General features: G+C 70.7%; 15 protein-coding genes and 1 tRNA gene. 8 read left to right on the top strand and 8 right to left on the bottom strand.

Annotated elements, in window-relative coordinates; translation table 11 throughout:
- Nucleotides 1–127: 127 nt before the first annotated feature.
- On the bottom strand, nt 128–538 hold the full coding sequence (locus ACFYWY_RS22850) for a GNAT family N-acetyltransferase (protein WP_389189667.1): 411 nt from the start codon (nt 536–538) through the stop codon (nt 128–130).
- A gap of 144 nt (nt 539–682) precedes the next feature.
- Here ACFYWY_RS22850 and ACFYWY_RS22855 point away from each other — a divergent pair, with 144 nt between their 5' ends.
- Both ACFYWY_RS22855 and ACFYWY_RS22860 read left to right on the top strand, forming a co-directional pair.
- Nucleotides 683–3,460 (top strand): alpha/beta fold hydrolase, encoded by a 2,778-nt coding sequence (locus ACFYWY_RS22855; protein ID WP_389189669.1) that lies wholly within the window; start codon nt 683–685, stop codon nt 3,458–3,460.
- Nucleotides 3,457–4,314 carry an ABC transporter permease gene (locus tag ACFYWY_RS22860; RefSeq protein ID WP_389189672.1) on the top strand — a complete coding sequence of 286 codons (858 nt, stop codon included), beginning with the start codon at nt 3,457–3,459 and terminating at the stop codon, nt 4,312–4,314. Before ACFYWY_RS22855 ends, ACFYWY_RS22860 begins: the two co-directional genes overlap by 4 nt.
- 36 nt (nt 4,315–4,350) lie before the next feature.
- On the opposite strand, the gene ACFYWY_RS22865 is transcribed toward ACFYWY_RS22860, so the two are convergent.
- The gene (locus ACFYWY_RS22865; RefSeq protein WP_389189675.1) at nt 4,351–4,953 is read right to left on the bottom strand and encodes a DNA-binding response regulator; all 603 of its coding nucleotides are present in this window, start codon (nt 4,951–4,953) and stop codon (nt 4,351–4,353) included.
- A 368-nt stretch (nt 4,954–5,321) separates the two neighbouring features.
- Here ACFYWY_RS22865 and ACFYWY_RS22870 point away from each other — a divergent pair, with 368 nt between their 5' ends.
- Complete coding sequence (locus ACFYWY_RS22870; RefSeq protein ID WP_389189678.1) at nt 5,322–6,935, top strand: von Willebrand factor type A domain-containing protein; 1,614 nt, start codon at nt 5,322–5,324, stop codon at nt 6,933–6,935.
- A 144-nt stretch (nt 6,936–7,079) separates the two neighbouring features.
- Nucleotides 7,080–7,553 carry a DUF1772 domain-containing protein gene (locus ACFYWY_RS22875; protein WP_389189681.1) on the top strand — a complete coding sequence of 158 codons (474 nt, stop codon included), beginning with the start codon at nt 7,080–7,082 and terminating at the stop codon, nt 7,551–7,553.
- Nucleotides 7,554–7,635: 82 nt separating this feature from the next.
- On the opposite strand, the gene ACFYWY_RS22880 is transcribed toward ACFYWY_RS22875, so the two are convergent.
- The 6 genes from ACFYWY_RS22880 to ACFYWY_RS22905 all read right to left on the bottom strand — a co-directional run bounded on the left by ACFYWY_RS22880 (nt 7,636) and on the right by ACFYWY_RS22905 (nt 13,402).
- On the bottom strand, nt 7,636–8,790 hold the full coding sequence (locus tag ACFYWY_RS22880; protein WP_389189684.1) for a S1 family peptidase: 1,155 nt from the start codon (nt 8,788–8,790) through the stop codon (nt 7,636–7,638).
- A gap of 190 nt (nt 8,791–8,980) precedes the next feature.
- On the bottom strand, nt 8,981–9,115 hold the full coding sequence (locus ACFYWY_RS22885; protein WP_389189687.1) for a hypothetical protein: 135 nt from the start codon (nt 9,113–9,115) through the stop codon (nt 8,981–8,983).
- A gap of 362 nt (nt 9,116–9,477) precedes the next feature.
- The gene (locus ACFYWY_RS22890) at nt 9,478–10,566 is read right to left on the bottom strand and encodes a polyprenyl synthetase family protein (protein ID WP_389189837.1); all 1,089 of its coding nucleotides are present in this window, start codon (nt 10,564–10,566) and stop codon (nt 9,478–9,480) included.
- A gap of 8 nt (nt 10,567–10,574) precedes the next feature.
- On the bottom strand, nt 10,575–11,639 hold the full coding sequence (locus tag ACFYWY_RS22895) for a tetratricopeptide repeat protein (RefSeq protein WP_389189690.1): 1,065 nt from the start codon (nt 11,637–11,639) through the stop codon (nt 10,575–10,577).
- 691 nt (nt 11,640–12,330) lie between these two features.
- A complete protein-coding gene (locus ACFYWY_RS22900) occupies nt 12,331–13,011 on the bottom strand; it encodes a DUF4230 domain-containing protein (RefSeq protein WP_389189693.1) in 681 nt (226 codons plus the stop codon).
- A gap of 318 nt (nt 13,012–13,329) precedes the next feature.
- A tRNA-Arg gene (locus ACFYWY_RS22905) sits at nt 13,330–13,402 on the bottom strand.
- 317 nt (nt 13,403–13,719) lie between these two features.
- Here ACFYWY_RS22905 and ACFYWY_RS22910 point away from each other — a divergent pair.
- The 4 genes from ACFYWY_RS22910 (at nt 13,720) to ACFYWY_RS22925 (ending at nt 19,360) form a co-directional block, all read left to right on the top strand.
- On the top strand, nt 13,720–15,330 hold the full coding sequence (locus ACFYWY_RS22910) for a dynamin family protein (RefSeq protein WP_389189839.1): 1,611 nt from the start codon (nt 13,720–13,722) through the stop codon (nt 15,328–15,330).
- Nucleotides 15,331–15,335: 5 nt separating this feature from the next.
- Nucleotides 15,336–17,135, top strand: a complete 1,800-nt coding sequence (locus ACFYWY_RS22915) for a GTP-binding protein (RefSeq protein WP_389189696.1) — start codon at nt 15,336–15,338, stop codon at nt 17,133–17,135.
- Between the two features lie 119 nt (nt 17,136–17,254).
- Nucleotides 17,255–17,680, top strand: coding sequence for a single-stranded DNA-binding protein (locus tag ACFYWY_RS22920; RefSeq protein WP_389189699.1), 426 nt, complete (start codon nt 17,255–17,257; stop codon nt 17,678–17,680).
- 333 nt (nt 17,681–18,013) lie between these two features.
- Nucleotides 18,014–19,360, top strand: coding sequence for an LAETG motif-containing sortase-dependent surface protein (locus ACFYWY_RS22925; protein WP_389189702.1), 1,347 nt, complete (start codon nt 18,014–18,016; stop codon nt 19,358–19,360).
- Nucleotides 19,361–19,790: the final 430 nt, after the last annotated feature.

Here is a 19,790-nt window from a genome sequence, read left to right on the forward strand (position 1 = left end):
GACGTGACCTGCGACACAAGACAGTTGCATGGTGCAACGCATGGCGGGCCGCCGGACCGTGAATACCCGTCAGGCCGAGTGGAAAGGTTTGGAAAGGTTACGGAATGCCGGATTCCGGAGGCTCTGCCTAAGAGAAGTCCCAGGTGAGCATCGCGAACACGCCGTCGTCCTTCGTCCCCGCCGAGCGGTACGTCGCGAGTGCCGGGTCGTTGTCCGTGTCCACGCCGACCCACATGTCGTAGCAGCCCCGCTCCCGCGCCACCTTGAGCAACGCCTCGACCAGTGCCCGTCCGATGCCGCGCCTGCGGTACGGCTCGCCCACCGACAGCTCGTACAGGCACATCTCCGAGCCCTTGTCGGGGTGGAGCATCTCGATGCCCGAGATCATCCCGGCCGGCGTCCCGTCCGCGTACGCGATCAGCATCAGATGCCCCGGGGCGGCCAGGAAGCGCTCGGCCCACTCCGCACGCGCCGGGCCGTCGTAGAGGTGCTCGGCCGCAGTGAGCTCGGCCACGGTCGTGGCGCGCCGGATGTCCATACGGGTCCCTTTCCTGGCCTTTCCCCACAGGGGTGCGTACCGCGTCTGGTGTACGGCGACCGTACTGCGTACTACCTGCGGAGGCTCATGAGTTCCGCCTGGCGGCAGCGGAGAGGGCACAGGGGAGCCGCTTAGGGTTCAACCATGCAGATCCGACTTCCCCGGCCGCGCGGCCGATGGCTCGCAGGCGTGGCCGCCTTCGCCGTCCTCGCCGGCGCGGGCACCTGGACCGCGGTCGCCGACGACGGCGCACCGGCCGTGCACCGTGAGGACCGGGTGCAGGAGATGCCCGGGGCGAAGATCGACACCTCCTACTTCACGACGGGCGGCAAGGAGCGCCGGCCCGCCGTCCTCATCGGGCACGGCTTCGGCGGCAGCAAGGACGATGTCCGCGCCCAGGCCGAGGAGCTGGCCCGTGACGGATACGCCGTGCTGACCTGGTCCGCCCGCGGCTTCGGCACGTCCACCGGGCAGATCGGGCTCAACGATCCCGCCTTCGAGGTCAAGGACGTCTCCCGGCTGATCGACTGGCTGGCGAAACGGCCCGAGGTGCGGCTGGACGCGGACGGCGATCCTCGGGTCGGCATGACCGGCTCCTCCTACGGCGGGGCGATCTCGCTGCTCGCCGCCGGACACGACAAGCGCGTCGACGCGATCGCCCCCCAGATCACCTACTGGAACCTGGCCGACGCCCTCTTCCCGAACGGCGTCTTCAAAAAGCTCTGGGCCGGAATCTTCTTCTCCACCGGCTCCGCGGGTACCAGGGACGGAGCCGCCCCCGCCGACGCGCCGGCAGGAGACGCCCCGGCAGGAGACGCCCCGGCAGGTCCCGCGACCGGCGGTGATGCGGCCGCCACCGGGGCGGCCGAGGCAGACGCGGCAGCGGGCCCGGCGAACCCGGGCGGCTGCGGGCGCTTCCAGCCCGCGCTGTGCGCCATGTACGAGCGCGTCGCCGTCGCCGGAAAGCCCGACGCCGCGGCCCGTACGCTCCTCGAAAGCCGCAGTCCCTCCGCCGTCGGCGACCGCATCAAGGTGCCCGCGCTCATCGTGCAGGGCCAGGCCGACTCCCTCTTCCCGCTCTCGCACGCCGACACCATGGCCAAGCGGATCAGCGCCAACGGCGCGCCCGTCTCGGTCGACTGGATCGCCGGCGGGCACGACGGCGGCGACCGGGAGACCGGCCGCGTCGAGGGCCGCATCGGCGACTGGTTCGACCGGTATCTGGGGCAGGACAAAGGCGCGGACACCGGACCCGCCTTCCGCGTCAGCCGGACCGGAGGCGTCGACTCCACCGACGGCCAGGCCCTGCTGCGCGGCGCGACCGGCGACAGCTACCCAGGTCTTTCGAGCGGTGCGCAGCCGATCCCGCTCACCGGCCGCGAGCAGCGCTTCGCCAATCCGGCCGGTGCCGCCCCGCCCGCCATCTCCACCGTCCCGGGCCTCGGCGGCGGACTCGGCCAGCTCTCCTCTCTCGGTGTCGGCCTCTCGCTCGACTTCCCCGGCCAGTCCGCACGCTTCGACTCCGCGCCGCTGGCCCGGTCGCTGCGGATCACGGGCTCGCCGACCGTCCGGGTCAAGGTCGCCTCCAACAACGGCGACGCCGTCCTGTTCGGGAAGGTGTACGACGTCGGGCCCGACGGCCGTCAGCAGGTGCTGCCCTCCCAACTGGTCGCGCCGGTCCGCGTCGAGAACGCCGAGCAGGGCAAGGACGTCACACTGACCCTGCCTGCCGTGGACCACGACGTCGACGCCGGGCACCGGCTGCGTCTTGTCCTGTCCGCGACCGACCTCGGCTATGCCTCGCCGGCCGCCCCCGCCACGTACACCGTCTCGCTCCTGGATGCGGGCGCGCTCGCCGTGCCGACCGCGCCCGCAGTGAAGACCCAGGCCGCGGGACTGCCCTGGTGGACCTGGGCTCTCCCGGCCGCGGGCGCACTGCTGGCGGCGGGCCTGCTGATCACCGCCCGCCGCCGGGTCCTCGCCCCGGCGCCCGACCCCGAGCTCGCCGAAGTACCCCTGGAGATCACCGGGTTGACCAAGCGGTACGCCAAGTCCGCCGACCGCTACGCCGTACGCGAGCTGTCCTTCCGCGTCGAGAAGGGCCAGGTCCTCGGCCTCCTCGGGCCCAACGGCGCGGGCAAGACCACCACCCTTCGCATGCTGATGGGGCTCATCCGGCCCGACGACGGTGAGATCCGTGTCTTCGGCCACGCCATCCGGCCGGGCGCGCCCGTGCTCTCCCGGGTCGGCGCGTTCGTCGAGGGCGCCGGCTTCCTGCCGCATATGTCGGGCCGCGACAACCTGGAGCTGTACTGGCGGGCCACCGGCCGCCCCTCGAGCGACGCGCATATCGAGGAGGCCCTGGAGATCGCGGGTCTTGGCGACGCCCTCGCCCGTGCCGTACGCACCTATTCGCAGGGCATGCGGCAGCGACTCGCCATCGCCCAGGCCATGCTCGGCATGCCTGATCTGCTGATCCTCGACGAGCCGACGAACGGACTCGACCCGCCCCAGATCCGCGAGATGCGGGACGTGATGATCCGGTATGCGGCCGCGGGCCGGACCGTCATCGTCTCCAGTCACCTCCTCTCCGAGGTCGAGCAGTCCTGCACCCATCTGGTGGTCATGGACCGCGGCCGGCTGGTGCAGGCAGGACCGGTCGCCGAGATCACCGGCGAGAGCGACACGCTGCTCGTCACCACCGCGGAGGAGGTACCGGAGCCGGTGGTCGAGAAGATCGCCGCGCTGCCGGGCATCGGTTCGGCGACCCGTACGGACGAAGGACTGCTCGTACGGCTCGACGGGGCCACCGCCACCGGGATGATCGCCGAACTCGTCCGGCTGGACGTGCCGTTGACGGGCGTCGGGCCGCACCGCCGCCTGGAGGATGCCTTCCTCAACCTGATCGGAGGATCCGCATGAGCACGCTGGTCGGTTCGGCCCCGGGCTACCGGGCACGGCACACCCTGCCGCTGCGTGTCGAGGCGGTACGGCAGCTGAAGCGCAGGCGGACGCTGGTGATGGCCGGGATTCTGGCCGCGCTGCCCCTCGTGCTGATCGCCGCCTTCGCGATCGGCGGTACACCGGACGGCGGGGAGAACGGCCGGATCACTCTGATCGACACGGCTACGGCGTCGGGCGCGAACTTCGCCGCCACCTGTCTGTTCGTTTCGGCCGGCTTCCTGCTGGTGGTGCCGGTGGCCCTCTTCCACGGGGACACCGTGGCCTCGGAGGCCAACTGGTCCTCGCTGCGCTATCTACTGGCAGCCCCCGTCCCGCGCACCCGGCTGCTGTGGTCCAAGCTGGCGGTGGCACTCGGCTTCAGCGCGGCGGCGATGATCCTTCTGCCGCTGGTGGCGCTGGCGGCGGGCACCGCGGCATACGGCTGGGGGCCGCTGAAGCTGCCGACGGGCGGCTCCCTGGCCGCCGGCGACACGGTGTCGCGGCTGGCGCTGGTCGTGGCGTTCATCTTCTTCTCCCAACTGGTCACCGCAGGGCTTGCGTTCTGGCTGTCCACCAAGACCGACGCCCCGCTGGGCGCGGTCGGCGGAGCGGTCGGACTGACGATCATCGGGAATGTGCTGGACGCGGTCACCGCGCTCGGGTCGTGGCGTGATGTGCTGCCCGCGCACTGGCAGTTCGCGTGGATCGACGCGCTCCAGCCGCAGCTGGAGTGGAACGGCATGGTGAAGGGCGCGGCCGTCTCTGTGACATACGCCCTGGTGCTGTTCGCCCTCGCCTTCCGAAACTTCTCCCGCAAGGACATCGTGTCGTAGTCGTAGTCGTAGTCGTAGTCGTAGCCGTAGGCCTCGCTACACCCAGCCCCGACGAGCCGCTTCCGCTCCCGCCCGGAAGCGGCTCGTCGTGCCGAGGCCGGTGAGCAGTTCACCGACGCGGCGGCTGTACGTACGCCCGGACATGCCGAGCCGGGTCGCTGCCGTCTCGTCCGTGAGCCCGGCGAGCAGGGCCAGGAGCACCGGCTGCAGATGGGCCGGCACGGCGCCGGGCGCGGTGTGCCGGGTCAGACTGTCACCGGTGGCCCACCAGGCGCGGTGGGTACGGACCAGGGCCTGGACGACGACGGGATCGCGGATCAACAGCACGCCGTTGAAGTGCAGTTCCAGATCGAGCGGAACGGCAGCGACCGACCGGTCGGCGACGACCATCTTGAACGGGATGGAGTCCGTCACCCGGGTCGCGCCGGGGCAGAGCCATGGCTGCGCGAGATGGGTCAGCCCGTTCCGGGGTGTGATCCGCCTGACCGCCTTGGTCTGCTCGGCGGCCGTACGAACACAGGCGCCGCCGAATTCCAGGAACGGCTCCGGAATGCCGTGGCCCAGCGCGCCCGCCGGGTCGTCGAAGCTGAGGAGCTCATGGCGCGCCGAGCGGACCAGCCCGGTCAGGGCCGCTCTCACCTGTGTCACTCCTTGAACCGGCTGTCCCGGCGCTTCGCGCAGGACAGACCGGGAGACCTCCCGACCGAGCACGGAGCCCGGTGCCACCCCCGCTGTCATGACAGATCATCCCCCCGCCCTTCACACACGCCCCACGGCCCGTCCCCTCGGATCCGTAGGCCACTCCATGTACGCACACGATTGCACATGGTGACAAGTTCTGGTTCGCGGGTGGCGAGTCATTGCCAATTCCTCTGGGTTCCGGGGAGGTTCCGGGCAACTTCCGCCCGTCGTTGCCGCATTGAGATTCATCCGCAACTCCTTCGACTGCTCCCCGGGGCCGTCTCGGACGTCACATTCACAAGTGCTGACGATCCAGGGGAGCCCAGATGAAGCTCAGCGCACGGACGTACAGGGGAGTGCTGGCAGCGGTGCTGGCCGGCGGCATGCTGCTGACCGCCGGCTGCGGCGGTGGCGACCACGCCGACCGGACCTCCCAGGGCGGCGCCAAGGAGCGGGCGAACGACGGCGGGAGGCCCGATTCCGCGCCGATTGCGCCCGACGGGGGAGGAGGCGCGCCCGCCACGGGAGTGGACGGCGGGGCTGACGGGGCGCGGCAGGGCGACGCGTTCCAGGAGTCCGAGCGCGCTCCCGACTATTTGTCGACCTTCGCGCTCGACGTGGACACCGCCTCGTATGGCTATGCCCGCCGTACCCTCGCCGACGGGCGGCGGCCGCAGGCCGGTCAGATCCGGCCCGAGGAGTTCGTCAACAGCTTCCGGCAGGACTATCCGCGGCCGAAGGGCAACGGCTTCTCGGTGACGGTCGACGGGGCGCGGCCCGGCCGCGCGGAGGGCGAGATCCGAGGCCAGGGCGATGACGCAACGGGTGGCGAGGGCTGGTCGCTGGTGCGCGTGGGGCTCTCCACCCGCCCGTCCGACCGCAAGGGTGAGCGGCCGCCGGCCGCCCTCACCTTCGTCATCGACATCTCCGGCTCCATGGCGGAGCCCGGCCGGCTCGACCTGGTCAAGGAGTCGCTGGGCATCCTCACCGACGAGCTTCGGGACGACGACTCGATCGCTCTGGTCACCTTCAGCGACGAGGCCAGGACGCGGCTCCCGATGACCAGGGTCGACGACAACCGTGACCGTATCCACGAGGTGATCGACAGCCTGGAGCCGACGGACTCCACCAACGTCGAGGCGGGCGTGCGGCGAGGCTACGACGAGGCGGTCGAGGGCCGTCGCCGCGGGGCCACCAACCGCGTCGTCCTCCTCTCCGACGCGCTCGCCAACACCGGCGAGACCGAGGCCGACGCGATCCTCGACCGGATCGACGACGCCCGCCGCACGTACGGCATCACGCTCTTCGGAGTGGGTGTCGGCAGTGAGTACGGCGATGCGCTGATGGAGCGGCTCGCCGACAAGGGCGACGGGCACACGACGTATGTCTCCACCAGCGAGCAGGCCAGGAAGGTCTTCTGCGACCAGCTGCCCACGCATGTCGAGCTGCGGGCACGGGACGCCAAGGCGCAGGTGGCCTTCGACCCGAAGACCGTCCAGCAGTTCCGGCTCATCGGATACGAGAACCGCGCGGTCGCGGACGAGGACTTCCGCAACGACACGGTGGACGGCGGCGAGGTCGGCCCGGGGCATACGGTGACGGCGCTGTATGCCGTACGGCTCAGGGAAGGCGCGAGCGGCCACGTCGCGACGGCGACCGTCCGCTGGCTCGACCCGAGTACGCGGGCGCCGCACGAACAGACGGGCTCGGTCGAGACGGACGCGGTGGACGGCGCGTTGTGGGAAGAGGCGTCGAAGCGGCTCCAGGTCACGGCGGTCGCGGCGTATTTCGCGGAGTCACTGCGCGGCGGCTCGATGCCAGGGGCACCGGGGCTGGGTGAACTGGCGGGCCGGGCGAGGAAGCTGGCGGGCTCGACGGAGGACGGCGCGGTGCGTGAGCTGGCGGAGGCGATCGCTCAGGCGCAACGGGTACGGGACTGAGAGGGACCCGGGGGCTGAGGGACCCGGGAGGGGACTGAGGGAACGGGGAGGGAACTGAAGGACCCGGGAGGGAACTGAGCGGGAGGGGACGGGCGGCGCGGCGCGATGCTGCGTCGCCCCTCACCCCGCGTCATGATGTGCGCCATGGCCACCCTTCTCCTCGCCCTCGCCATCGTCTTCACGGGGCTGTACGCGGGCTTCATGCTGACGTTCCAGATCTCGGTCATGCCCGCGCTCGCCCGCCTGTCGGACGACCAGTTCCTGCCGGCCATGCGCCGTATCAACGAGGTCGTACCGCGCCCCGTCTTCCTTCTCCTCTTCATCGGGATCATCGTGTTCCCCGCCGCGGCGCTCGCCGTGCCCGTCGACGGGCGCACGGACACCCAGCTATGGCTGATCGTCGCGGGCCTGGGGTGCGCGGTCGTCAACCACCTGATCACCATCGTCGGCAACATCCCGCTGAACAACGCCCTCGCCGCGGCGGAGAACGCCTCCCCGGCCGCCCCCGACAGCGAGGTCCGCGCGGCCTTCGAGCGCCGTTGGAACCTCCTCCATCTGATCCGCACCCTGTTCACGCTCGCGTCGTTCGCCCTGCTGGTCGGCGCCGCGCTGCAGTGACCGTGAACGGCTTGACCAGGCCGGGTGGCGACCTGGTCAAGCCCCCGGGAGGCTGCGTCCGTCCAGAACTCCCGGCTGTGCGTCAGGCCGTGTGCAGCGTCAGCCCGTACCGCCAGAGGATCTCGTTCACGGGCTGGAACCAGGTCTCACCGCCGCCGCGGCAGTTGCCCCAGCCGCCGGAGGTCACGCCCTGCGCCTGGTCGCCGCTGATGAACGAGCCTCCGGAGTCGCCGGGTTCGGCGCAGACGCTGGTCTTCGTCATCTGATGGACCGCGCCCTGGCTGTAGTTGACGGTCTCGTTCTTGCCCAGCACCCTGCCGCAGTGCCAGTGGGTGGTGGACCCGGAGCGGCAGATCGAGGCGCCCACCGGGGCCTCCGCCGATCCGCGTACGAGCTGGTCGGGTACGGTGCCCCAGCCCAGTACCACCGGGACGGTCCACCAGCCGTGGCCGATGCCGACGTAGGCGTAGTCGTCACCGGGGAAGGACGAGCCCTGGAAGGTGCCCATGCCGGAGCCGTCCCAGCCGCGGACGAAGGCGCCGGGCCTGCCGCAGTGCCCGGCCGTGACGAAGCCGCCGTGGACGGAGAAGCCGATGGAGCAGCGGACGTTGCCCGTGTAGTACGGGTCGCCACCCACGGTTCCGGCCGCGAAAGTGGCCGGCGCCTCGCGCATGGCCGCTTCGACCAGTACCGGCCCGGCCAAGCGGGCGCGGTCGACGAAGGCCCGGACATCGGCGTCGCCGCGGCGGGACGCGACGACGTCGATGACGACCTGGTTGGCCTTCGGGTCGACGTGCCAGCCGCTCACCCCGCGCGGTGCCCCCTTCGCGGACTGCGCCGCCTGCCGGTCGATGCCCTCCTTGGCCGCGTCCAGTTCCTTCGCGCTGTGCTGTACGAGCCGGACCGCCGCGCCTGTCTCCCGTACGGCCGCGGCACTTCCGCGACTGGTGACGGCGACAGTCAGCCTGCCGGTGGACGCGTCGAACCAGGATCCGCCGTACGCGTCGCCCGCGGCCCGTTCCGCCTTGCCCTGGAGGGCGGTCGCTGTCCGCTCCTGGGCGATCCGCTCGCGTGCCTGCGGCTCGGTGAGGCCCAAGTCCCGCTGCATGGCGGTCAGCAGACCGGCCGAGAGCGGGGGCTCGGGGGCCGCGGCGGCGGGGGTGAGCGACGCTCCGCCCCACGCGCCGAGGACCAGCAGCGCGGTCATGCCGATGCGTAGTCCGAAGGCGCGTCTCACGGATGTCCGTCTCACGGATGTCCGTCTCACCGATGTGCGTATCGCTGATGTGCGTATCACTGTGGTGAACCCTTCCGTCGTTTTTCCTGTGGGGTGATGGCAGTTCAGGTGGTGGTAGAGAGCGCTCTCAGAACGCTGCGCGATGCGCCCCGGTGGAGGCAGATCCGGGCACAGCGTCCGCGCTGTCGGCTCAGGGCGCCCGGGCGGCCTCGACCGCCCAGGTCGTGACTTCGGTGGACTCGGCGGGCGGGCCGGCGTCATGGGAGGTGACCCCGAAGCCCCGGCTGCTGGCCGTCTGGAGGAAGTGGCGTCGGTTGAGCGGCATGGGGGGCGCTCCTGCCGTTGACCGCGGGGGGACGGGGGCTTGCGCGTGTACGCCGTTGCGCCGTGTACAACGTTGAAGGGAGGGGCAGTTGGCATGACAGCACAGACCTCGGCCACTGTCCAGGTGCATGACAACAGTGTGGGGTGGGCACGGGCCTCGCCGTAGCGGGTCATATGACGCGGGTTGGCTGGGGCCGGGGGCGCGGACTGTCGGATGGGCTTGCGGATTCGCCGTGCCCGCGTTCGCCCCCCCGGTCACCCGATGGCTGGTCACCCCGGCCGAGAGGCGGCCGGGGGTCTCCCGGATTTCTGCCAAGAGTGAATCGACTGACGGGTGGTCGGAGCGTTCCAGACGGCGGGCCCTCACATTCTTCGTGTGATGAGGAAGCGAAGCAGCGTGAGGATTTCGCCGACAGCCGTCGTCGCCAGCGGGACGCTGCGCAAGCACGCGGAGGCCATGTCGACGTGGTGACTGGCCTCGTCCAGAGTGGCGGAGCGCCCGCCGGCTTCCTCGATGAGTTCGGCGGCGTGGCGGACGGTGTCGTCGTCCAGGGCAGCCGGAGATTCGAGGAGCGTGATGAGGCGCCGGGAGGCAGCGCTGTCCTTGGTCAGTGCGGCGAGTGCGGGGAACGTCTTCTTCCTCCGGCGCAGATCACTGTGAACAGGTTTGCCTGTGACTTCGGGATCTCCCCACATGCCGAGCAGATCGTCCACCGCCTGGAATGCCACGCCGAGGTGCTGTCCCGCCCGGGCGAGGGCGGTGACCGTGGACGACGGAGCTCCGGCGAGTACGGCGCCCAGGGCGGCGGCGCAGCCCAGGAGAGCGCCGGTCTTGTGGTCCGCCATGGACCGATACTCGTGCAGTTGCACGGCGTCCGGCCCTGTCCAGGGGCGGGTTTCGAAGAGCAGGTCCTCCGCCTGACCGCGTACCAGCTTGTTCAACGCTTCGGACAACTTCCGTATCGCACCGCCGCTGTTGGCGTTCTGCGATGTGGCCAGCGTTTCCAGGGCGAGGGCGAACAGCGCGTCCCCTGCGAGGACCGCGGGCCCTGTGCCGTACGCCTTCCATACGGTCTCCCGCTGCCGCCGCGTCTCGTCACCGTCCATGATGTCGTCGTGCAGGAGGGAGAAGGTGTGGATCAGCTCCACGGCCACCGCGCCCGCGACCGCAGTCTCGCCGGGCGCGCCCGCGGCTTCCGCGCAGAGCACGGTGAGGGCCTGGCGCACGCCCTTGCCATGAGCACTGGATCCGGGTCTGCCGCCCACCTCGCACCAGCCCAGGGAGAAAGCGGCCATCTCGCGCGGCCAGGGGTGGAGGCGCTCAATGGCCGCGGCCAGGGGCGGCCGCACGAGTTCCCGGCAGCGGGCGAGGATCTGCGGTGCGGTCGGCTGCGGTGCGGTCGGCCGCGGTGCCGTCGGCCGCAGTGCTGTCTGCTTGTCGTCGGCTGCCATGGGCAGAGTCATCGCAGACCGCCCCCCTCGCCCATCCCGGAGTGCATGGGCGGTATTCCGAGCTCGGCCCTGGCCTTGTCTGCCATGTCACGGGCATGATGCAGGCCGATCCGGTCGAGGTCGCGGCGCAGCTCGTCCAGATCCGCGGCCGTCTCCGCCTGGTCCCGCCCCAGACGGGCGAGTGTCTTGACCAGCCCCAGCCGGGCCAGTGCCTCGCCGCGCGGCTCGCTGATGGCGCGGAACTCCGCCAGGGTCTGTTCGTACGCCTGCTGGGCCTCCTCGTAACGGCGGGCGCGGAAGAGCACGTTGCCGCGCATCTTGTGGTTGTAGGCCAGCGCACTCGTCAAGTGCATCTCACGGCAGATGAGTTCCGCTTCGGAGAGCAGATCCAGGGCGCGGTCCGGCTCGTCGTCCCGTGCGGACACGATGTCGGCGATGCCGCGCAGCGCCCAGGCCCGGCCCCGCCTGTCGTCTGCCCTCTCGGCTATCTCCGCCGCTTCCTCGAACATCGCGAGCGCGGTGCCGTACGAGCCGGTGTTCCGGTGTATCTGGGCGATGCCCTCCAGCGCCCACACCGTGTGCCTGGCCTCGCCGCGCCGCCGGGCCTCGGCGAGCAACTGCTCGTGGAGGGCGCGGACGGCCTCGTAGTCACCCTGGATCCGGCCGGTCTCCGCCATCCCGGCGAGCGAGTAGCCCCGGGCCACGACGTCACCGCCGCGCTCGCCCAGTTCGGCGGCGAGCCCGAGCAGCCGGCGGGCCAGAGCCAGGGCGCCCCGCTGACGGGCGAGGGTGCCGCCGCTCCACAGCGCCCATGCCATCGCCCCGAGGTCACCGACCGAGCGCGCGGTGCGGTAACTCGCCTTCCAGGCCCGATCGGCCTCCTCGACGTGTCCCAGGCGCCGATGTGCTTCCGCGACGGCAAGACCGGACCGCGCGACCTCCTGCTGGGAACCCGAGAGCTTGGCCTCCCGCAACTGCTCGGTCCCCTTGGCCAGTACGTCGGGCAAGGAGGAGTTCACCGACATTGATCGGAGGGCGCCTTGGTATTCGGCGGCGAAGGCCTTGCTGTACATGGGTGCCTTTCTGCTTTCTGGGCTCTGGCCAGGCGAGTCTTGAGTTTGTGAGTGGGCAGGTCAGAAGGGGGTCGTCGTGCAGAGGACTTGATGAGGCAGCGACTATACGCAGCATCTATACATGGAATGCATAGTCGGCTGGTGCGGGAGGCGGAAACCTCTGCCCACACCCCGCTCCGCTGCTTACGGGGCGCTACGGAAGGGGGCTTGTAAACACCCGCTCCGACACCTGCCGTTGATCAAGACGCTGATCGTGCTCTTTGCGTTGCTTCCGAAAGCGAACGGAAGGAGCCGCACGGCGGAGCGTCACTCGTGTCACCTCGGCCCGACCAAGGCCGATGGTGACGCTCGCCGTCGGGGCCGGCAGCAGGCGGCGGCTGGTTCACGCCGGTCAACTCGGCCGCGCCCTAGCCTCGGCGGGTTCTAGGTGGAGCCGGAGACGCTGCCCGGGGTTCGAGGCATCGCGGCGCCGCGATGCCAAGTTCAACAAGTGCGCCGCTCGCGCCGACGCCGACACCCTCGCCGAAGAAGACGACGAAGAAGCCGTCCCCGAAGAAGACGACAAAGACGCCGACGCCGTAGTTGAAGACGTGCGCCGAGCGGCTCGCCGAACTAGGTCCTTGGGTCTCACGAAACGCTCAAGACACCAATGACACGTGTTCGACGGCGTCGCTGGTGGCGGCGACCGCCGTCATCCGTACACGACGGTCACTTGCCGGAATCCGAGGGAGCGCAGCAGACCCTCCAGCATGGAGGTGGTGTTCTTCTCCGCGCGCGCGGTGAGCTCGCTGTCCTTCGCCGCCTCGCCGATGCGCTGTGCCGCGAGCCGGTTCACCGCACGTTCGCTGGCGGGGTTGTCGGAGAACAGATCTCCGAGGCGGTCGAGGAGCCCCCGCTGCTTGGACACCGCGTACGACCGTTCTGGGTCGAGGACAGGCGCACCGAGACGGGCGTGCGGAAGGCGGAGCGTGGCCGCCGTACGGTCCTTGTCGACGGTGACGCTCTTCTGGCCGATGGCGCCGAGATCCACGTATGCGCTGACGCTGCCTGCCCCCACGTACAGGGTGCGGGTGCCGCGGATTGCGTCTGGGAGGAACTTGGCGTCCTTCTCCAGGTCCACGACGATCTGGAAGTTGCCCGCCGCTCCCTCGTAACGGTTCATGTCCTTGATGGACTTGAGCAGGGCGGGCCCCGACCGGTCCTTCGTCTCCTCGCCGAAGACATCGTCGAATCCGGGCAGCAGACTGAAGCGTCCGGCGAGGACCACCACAACGAGGACCAGCAACAGGGCGACCGGCACTGACAGCCACCACGGCAGCTGCAGGCGGCGGGCGGGGCGTGGGCGCTCGGTATCCGAGGTAGGTGTCGTCACTCTCTACGTGTGCCCCGGGCCGCACGCGGGCACGCGCTGCGGGCCGTCGGGTGCGATACGCGTCGTAACCCTGCGTGCGGCCGTTCGTGGACGGCAGCGCTCGGATCGCGCGAAGTCGTGGCCCTCTGCGGCACACGTGCACGTATTCGACAGGGCCACCCGCCCAAACCCGGTGACAGCGGGACACCGCCGGACCGCCCCCGACAGTCACGGGGGCGGTCCGGCGCTTACGCCTCCGCTACCCTCCGCCCGCTATGGTGCCTTTGACCAGCAAAAAGACCCTCCGGGGTGGAGGGTCTGTCGGTCGTGCGGGTTGTGCGCCCCCGGCAGGACTCGAACCTGCGGCCAAGCGCTTAGAAGGCGCCTGCTCTATCCACTGAGCTACGGGGGCTGGATCGTGGCCTCGGTGGCCTGGAGCCCCTGGTGGGTCGTCCGTGAACCTTGCCGGGGACAAGGATAGGGCTCCGATCGCCTTGACCCGGTTGCTTCACCTGCGTGGCACGATGTGGAGGTTCGGTGAAGCGAACCGATAATCGCAGGCAGGTGCGATTCATGCAGCGCTTTTGACGTCTCGGGTCTCGGGTGTTGTGCACTCGTTATGCCTGCGCCCCACTCATCCCGTCTGTCCCGTCTGTCCGACCGGCGCGCAGAGAGGGTCATACGCTTCAAAAAGCCGCCAAAATTGGGCATTCTTCGCATGTGGTGACCTTGGATGCACGGCCTCAGCTGATCGACGCACTCTCCGCCCTCCGCGACCGTGTCGCCGCCGTGCGTCTTCCTCTTCCCCTTCCTGGTGCCCCGCGCGCCCGGCAGACGCGCGCAGAGCTTCTTGCGCAGCTCGACAATTACCTCGTGCCCCGGCTCAGGGAGCCCGAAGCGCCGCTGCTCGTGGTCGTCGGCGGATCCACCGGGGCGGGGAAGTCGACGCTCGTCAACTCGCTGGTGGGGCGGCGGGTCAGCGAGGCGGGGGTGCTGCGGCCCACCACGCGTACGCCGGTGCTCGTGTGCCACCCCGACGATCATCACTGGTTCACGGGGATGCGGGTGCTGCCGCACCTGACGCGCGTATGGCGGCCGCAGCAGGACGAGGCCGAGGGGGCGGAGGACGGCCGGCGGGAAGGGGAAGGGGAGGAAGGGGAGAACTCCCTGCGGATCGAGACAGCCGGCACCCTGCCCCGCGGGCTCGCGCTGCTCGACGCACCCGACATCGACTCGCTCGTCGTCGAGAACCGGCTGCTGGCCGCCGAGTTGATCTGCGCCGCCGATGTGTGGGTGATGGTGACGACGGCATCGCGGTACGCGGACGCCGTGCCGTGGCATCTGCTCCGTACGGCCAAGGAGTACGACGCCACGCTGGTGACCGTGCTCGACCGGGTGCCGCACCAGGTGATCACTGATGTCTCGCGGCAGTACGCGGCGCTGCTGACCAAGGCCGGTCTCGGGGATGTGCCGCGGTTCACCATCCCGGAGCTGCCCGAGTCGGCGGGCGGCGGCAGGGGGCTGCTGCCCACCACCGCCGTGGCCCCCCTCTTCGCCTGGCTGGCGCACCGGGCGCAGGACCCGGCGGCCAGACAGCAGACCTTGGGGCGTACGGCGGTGGGCGTGATCGACTCGCTCAACGCGCGGATGCCCGAGCTCGCGGCGGCGGTGGCGGGGCAGTACGCGGCAGCCGTACGACTCACGAGTGCGGTCGAGGAGGCGTACGAGAGGGAGCGCGAGCGGGTACGCAAGCAGCTCCGGAGCGGGGCGGTGCTCGCCGGGGACGCGCGGACCCGCTGGCGTGGCTATCCGCGCGACAGCTCCGCGGGCGAGCTGCTGGACGCGCTGGTCGGCAGCCTGTCCGCGCTGTTGCAGTGCGCCGTTGCCGCCGCGGACGAGCGCGTCCAGGAGGCATGGCGGCGAGAGCCGGCCGCGCGAGCGGTCGTCGTCCAGGGGCGGCTGGACCTGGAGACGGCCGAGCGGATCGGGATCGCCGTACGCCGCTGGCGGCGGGAGCTGGAGGAGCTCGCCGAGGAGGAGGTGCGCCGCCTGGACAGGAGCGTGGCGCCCGACCCCGAGGCGGTGGCCGCCCTGGTCGCGGCCGCGCTGCTCGGCGGGCGCCGGGCCCGCGGCGCGGGGGAGCGGCTCGCCGAACGAATCGGGGCGCAGGGCGCGCTGAAGCTTCGCGACAAGGGCGGCGAGCTGATGGCGACGTACATCAACGGCGTACTGCACAGCGAACGAGACCAACGCCTCGCACCCCTCGACGCACTCGAAGTGACCCCTGAGCCGCAGGCCGAGCTGATCGCCGCGCTTTCCGTACTGCAGAAGGAGAGGTGACGGCGGTGACCGCCATCACGGACGAACGCGCTGACGACGAGAACGAGGACGGCGTCCGCTGGGACGACGGGCTGATCGCCCGGCGAGCGGGCGGCGGGGACAGCGAGGGGGAGGACGGGGCGGACGTTGAGGAGGATCCGTGGGGCGAGGTGCATGTGCCGATCGGCGGGCCGTACGTCGGGCCGCTGCGGGTACGGCTCGACGCCCTGCGCGAACTGATCGGCCTTTCGCGGACCCGGCTGGACGAGAAGACCCTCGTCGAGGCAGGACGCGTCCTCGACGAGGCCGCAGCCCGGCAGCGGCTCTCCTCGCGGCACACCGTCGTCGCCATCGCGGGCGCGACCGGGAGCGGGAAATCGACGCTCTTCAACGCGCTCGCCGAAGTGCCGATCTCGGAGACCGGCCTGCGCAGACCCACCACCGCCGCGCCGATCGCCTGCACCTGGTCGGAGGGCGCGGCAGGGCTGCTGGACCGGCTCGCCATCCCGCCACGGCTGCGGCGCAGGCCCCTGGCGGGTGGTGACGAGGAGCTGTACGGGCTGGTGCTGGTCGATCTGCCCGACCATGACTCGGCCCTGGTCAGACACCGCGAGCAGGTGGACCGGGTGGTGGCACTGGTGGACGCGGTGATCTGGGTCGTCGATCCGGAGAAGTACGCGGACGCCGCCCTGCACGAGCGGTATCTGCGGCCGCTCGCCGGACATGCGGAGATCACGTTCGTGGTGCTCAACCAGATCGACCGGCTGCCCGGCGAGGCCGCCGACCAGGTGCTCGACGATCTGCGCCGGCTCCTCGACGAGGACGGCATGGCCCTTGGCGAACACGGCGAGCCGGGCGCCACCGTGCTCGCGCTCTCCGCGCTGACCGGGGAGGGCGTCGGCGAACTGCGCGAGCTGATCGGGAAGTTCGTACAGGACCGCAATGCCGCAGCGCGCCGGCTGTCCGCCGATGTCGACGCGGCGGCGGCAAAGCTCCGTTCGGTGTACCTCGCCGACGGGCACACCGGCCTCCATGAACGCTCGCGCGAGGACTTCGCGGCCCGGCTGGCGGAGGCGATCGGCGCGAATGCGGCCGGTGAGGCGGCGGAGCGCGAGTGGCGCAGGAACGCCAGCCGGGCGTGCGGGACGCCGTGGCTGCGGCTTTGGCGCTGGTACGAGCGCACCCGTATGCCGGGCGGGCTGCCGGAGCCCGCGACGCCGGCGGAGGACGAGCTCACGGCACGGCAGCGGGTCGAGCAGGCGGTGCGTACGGTCGCGGACGAGGCTGCGGCCGGGCTGCCCGTGCCGTGGGCGCAGGCGGTGCGCGAGGCGGCGGTGCGCGGGGCCGAGGGGCTGCCGGAGGCTCTGGACGAGCTGGCCGTGCGTGAGGCGGCGGCGACGAACGGGAGGCCGCTGCGGCCCGCGTGGTGGCCGGCCGCGGTGCTGGCGCAGGCGTTGATGACGCTGGTTCAGATCTTCGGGGGACTGTGGCTGGTGGGCCAGATCATCGGCGTGCTGGACCCGGGGCTGCTGCCGCCGGTGATGCTGATGCTCGCCGGGATCGTGGGCGGGCCGCTGGTGGAGTGGGCGTGCGCGGGGGCTGTACGGGGGCCCGCGCGGCGGTACGGGCAGGACGCGCAGCGGCGGCTGCGTGAGGCGGCCGCCGGGTGCGGGCGGGCGAAGGTGCTCGACCCGATCGCCGGGGAGCTCATGCGCTACCGGGAGGTGCGGGAGCAGTACGCGACCGTGTCGGGGAAGGCGGGGGCCGGCAGGGCCGCAGGCGGTTCGGGGGTGGGTGGGGGCGGGACGGTCCGGCTTCTGGGGTGACGGGGTTTTCCACAACGGTGCGGTGGTCCACAGGCGTCGGCGGGATCCTTCCGTCCGGTCCAGCATGGAGATCGGTCAGGACAGACCGGGCCAAGTGACCGGACGGGGAGGTGGCCGTCGTGAACGACACGATGGTGACGGTGGTGGGCAATGTCGCCACGAATGTTGAGTACCGGGAATCGGCGGCCGGAGGGATGGCTCGATTCCGTTTCGCGGTGACACCGAGGCGGTACGACCGGCAGAGCGGCAGCTGGACGGACGGACACACCAGCTTCTACACGGTCTTCGCCTGGCGGTCTCTCGCCATAAATCTGGCCGGGTCGGTCTCCGTCGGTGAACCTCTTCTCGTCCACGGGCGGTTGAAGGTGCGCGAGGAGGAGCGGGACGGGCAGCGCAGGACGTTCGCCGAGATCGACGCGGTGGCGGTGGGACACGATCTGACGCGAGGGACGGCGGCATTCAGGCGGGTGGTGAAGGCGGAGCCGAATCTGACGCACCGTCCCACGCCCCAGGAGGGGCCGACGACGCCGACACCTGTGCCCTGACCTGGAGTTGGGTGGATTTGTCGATTCAGCAGCGGAGATACGGCCGCGTCCGGACGAGCATCGATAACGATTCCGAGTCGGAATGGTTGTATGACGGTACGACGGGGGACTGGGGCGCGCGGTGTCCTTAGGATTTCGGCGTACTCACGGGGCACTTGAGTCTGCAGGCGAGGCACTCCCCCCACGCGTCACATGCGCACCTGATCCGACGTGAACACGTGCTCATTCGCGAATCAAGGACCTCGCTCGGAGGGGAATTCTGTGTTTGCTTTGTTCTCTGCGTCAGTTGGACGCAGGCGGGGCGCTGCTCGTCGTCTTACTGCCGCGGCTTTGATGTCGGGCCTCATCGCGGGCGGCTCCATGGCCGGCGCGGGCGCGGCAGCCGCCGACGACGGTGTCCAGCACCAGGGTGGCGCGGTCGCCACTCTCGACGGGCTGAAGACCTATGACCGTGCCGTGCTTCGCGCAGACGGCAAGAATCGCGAAATACCCGCCGGGCTCTTCGAGATGACCGTCGACGGCGGCGGTCGGCTGAAGACGTACTGCATCGACATCAACAACCCGACCCAGGACCAGGCGAAGTACCTGGAGACCCCCTGGAACCAGACGTCGCTGGGCGGCAACGAGAACGCGGGCAAGATCCGCTGGATCCTGCAGCACTCCTACCCGCAGGTCGACGATCTGGGGGCGCTGGCCAAGGACGCGGACAGCGGCCCGCTCTCCGAGCGCACCGCGGCGGCCGGCACTCAGGTCGCCATCTGGCGCTACTCGGACAAGGCGGACGTCGAGGCGCTCGACCCCGCGGCGGAGAAGCTCGCGGACTGGCTGGAGTCGAAGGCCGAGAACGTGGCGGAGCCGAAGGCCTCGCTCAGCCTGGAGCCGAACGCGGTCTCCGGCAAGGCGGGCGGGCGGCTCGGTCCCGTGACGGTCCGCACGGACGCCGGGCAGGTCTCCGTGGCCCCGCCGGCCGACGCGGCCGCCAGCGGGATCAAGGTCACCGACAAGACCGGCAAGCCCGTCACCTCCGCCGTCGACGGCACTCAGCTGTACTTCGACGTGCCGGCCGGTGCCGCGGACGGTTCGGCGACGCTGACCGCGCAGGCGACGACCTCCGTGCCGGTCGGCCGGGCGTTCGCCGGAGTGACCAAGAGCCAGACCCAGATCCTGGCCGGTTCCAGCGAGTCCACGGTCTCCGCGAACGCGACGGCCACCTGGGCCAAGACGGGCGCGATACCGGCGCTCTCGGCGAAGAAGAACTGCGCCAAGGGCGGCGTGGACATCACCGCGGAGAACAAGGGCGACGCTCCGTTCACCTTCGAGCTAGTGGGCCTGAAGCACACGATCCCGGCCGGGGAGTCCAGGACGGTCACCGTTCCGGTCGCCGAGGACCAGGCGTACGACTTCACGATCACTGGGCCCGAGGGCTTCACGAAGACCTTCAAGGGTGTGCTGGACTGCAAGACCACCGGCACCCCGACCCCGGGCACGGACACCCCCTCGTCCCAGCCCAGCCCGGCCTCGGCCGGCGGCACGTCCTCGGGTTCCGGGGGCGGCGACCTCGCCGAGACGGGCAGCTCCAGCGCCACCCCGATGATCGCGGGCATCGCGATCGCGCTCGTCGTGCTCGGCGGCGGCGCGGTCTTCCTCCTCCGTAAGAAGAGGGCGACGGCCGGCGAGTAGTGACAGGCGGCAGTGACCACGCGTAAACACGGCGTGACACTGCGCTGACGACGGCCCCGGTGCGAAGCACGCACCGGGGCCGTTGCGTGCGCCCCGTCTCGGCCGCGGTCCCACCGATCTGCCCCGGCCAGGCCCGCCTCCGGAGCCTAGGCGGATGGACTCCTGACACCGCGACAGATGCGACCATCTGCGCCTCGGCGTACGCAGCGTTGTGCGCATGTCGCGCTGCCTCCAGTTCGTCGTGCGCGGCTTCGGGTGACGTCTCGGCGCGGTTCTCGTCGCGCAGCCATTGGTCATGCGTGATCCGCTGCTGTCGTTCGAACTGCTTTCTCTGCACCCGTGCAACGAGCCGCTGGGAGACAACAGGTGCAAACGAGGTTCCCGTTACGCCGACAACCGCACCGAACAGCGCGATCATCCCACTCTCCAT

This window comes from Streptomyces sp. NPDC002870 (assembly GCF_042888505.1).
GTDB lineage: Bacteria > Actinomycetota > Actinomycetes > Streptomycetales > Streptomycetaceae > Streptomyces.

Bases quoted from the DNA above. Each gene is read 5' to 3' on its own strand.
- ACFYWY_RS22850 (WP_389189667.1), bottom strand. From the start codon at position 538: ATGGACATCCGGCGCGCCACGACCGTGGCCGAGCTCACTGCGGCCGAG.
- ACFYWY_RS22855 (WP_389189669.1), top strand. From the start codon at position 683: ATGCAGATCCGACTTCCCCGGCCGCGCGGCCGATGGCTCGCAGGCGTG.
- ACFYWY_RS22860 (WP_389189672.1), top strand. From the start codon at position 3,457: ATGAGCACGCTGGTCGGTTCGGCCCCGGGCTACCGGGCACGGCACACC.
- ACFYWY_RS22870 (WP_389189678.1), top strand. From the start codon at position 5,322: ATGAAGCTCAGCGCACGGACGTACAGGGGAGTGCTGGCAGCGGTGCTG.
- ACFYWY_RS22875 (WP_389189681.1), top strand. From the start codon at position 7,080: ATGGCCACCCTTCTCCTCGCCCTCGCCATCGTCTTCACGGGGCTGTAC.
- ACFYWY_RS22885 (WP_389189687.1), bottom strand. From the start codon at position 9,115: ATGCCGCTCAACCGACGCCACTTCCTCCAGACGGCCAGCAGCCGGGGC.
- ACFYWY_RS22890 (WP_389189837.1), bottom strand. From the start codon at position 10,566: ATGGCAGCCGACGACAAGCAGACAGCACTGCGGCCGACGGCACCGCGG.
- ACFYWY_RS22895 (WP_389189690.1), bottom strand. From the start codon at position 11,639: ATGTACAGCAAGGCCTTCGCCGCCGAATACCAAGGCGCCCTCCGATCA.
- ACFYWY_RS22925 (WP_389189702.1), top strand. From the start codon at position 18,014: ATGTCGGGCCTCATCGCGGGCGGCTCCATGGCCGGCGCGGGCGCGGCA.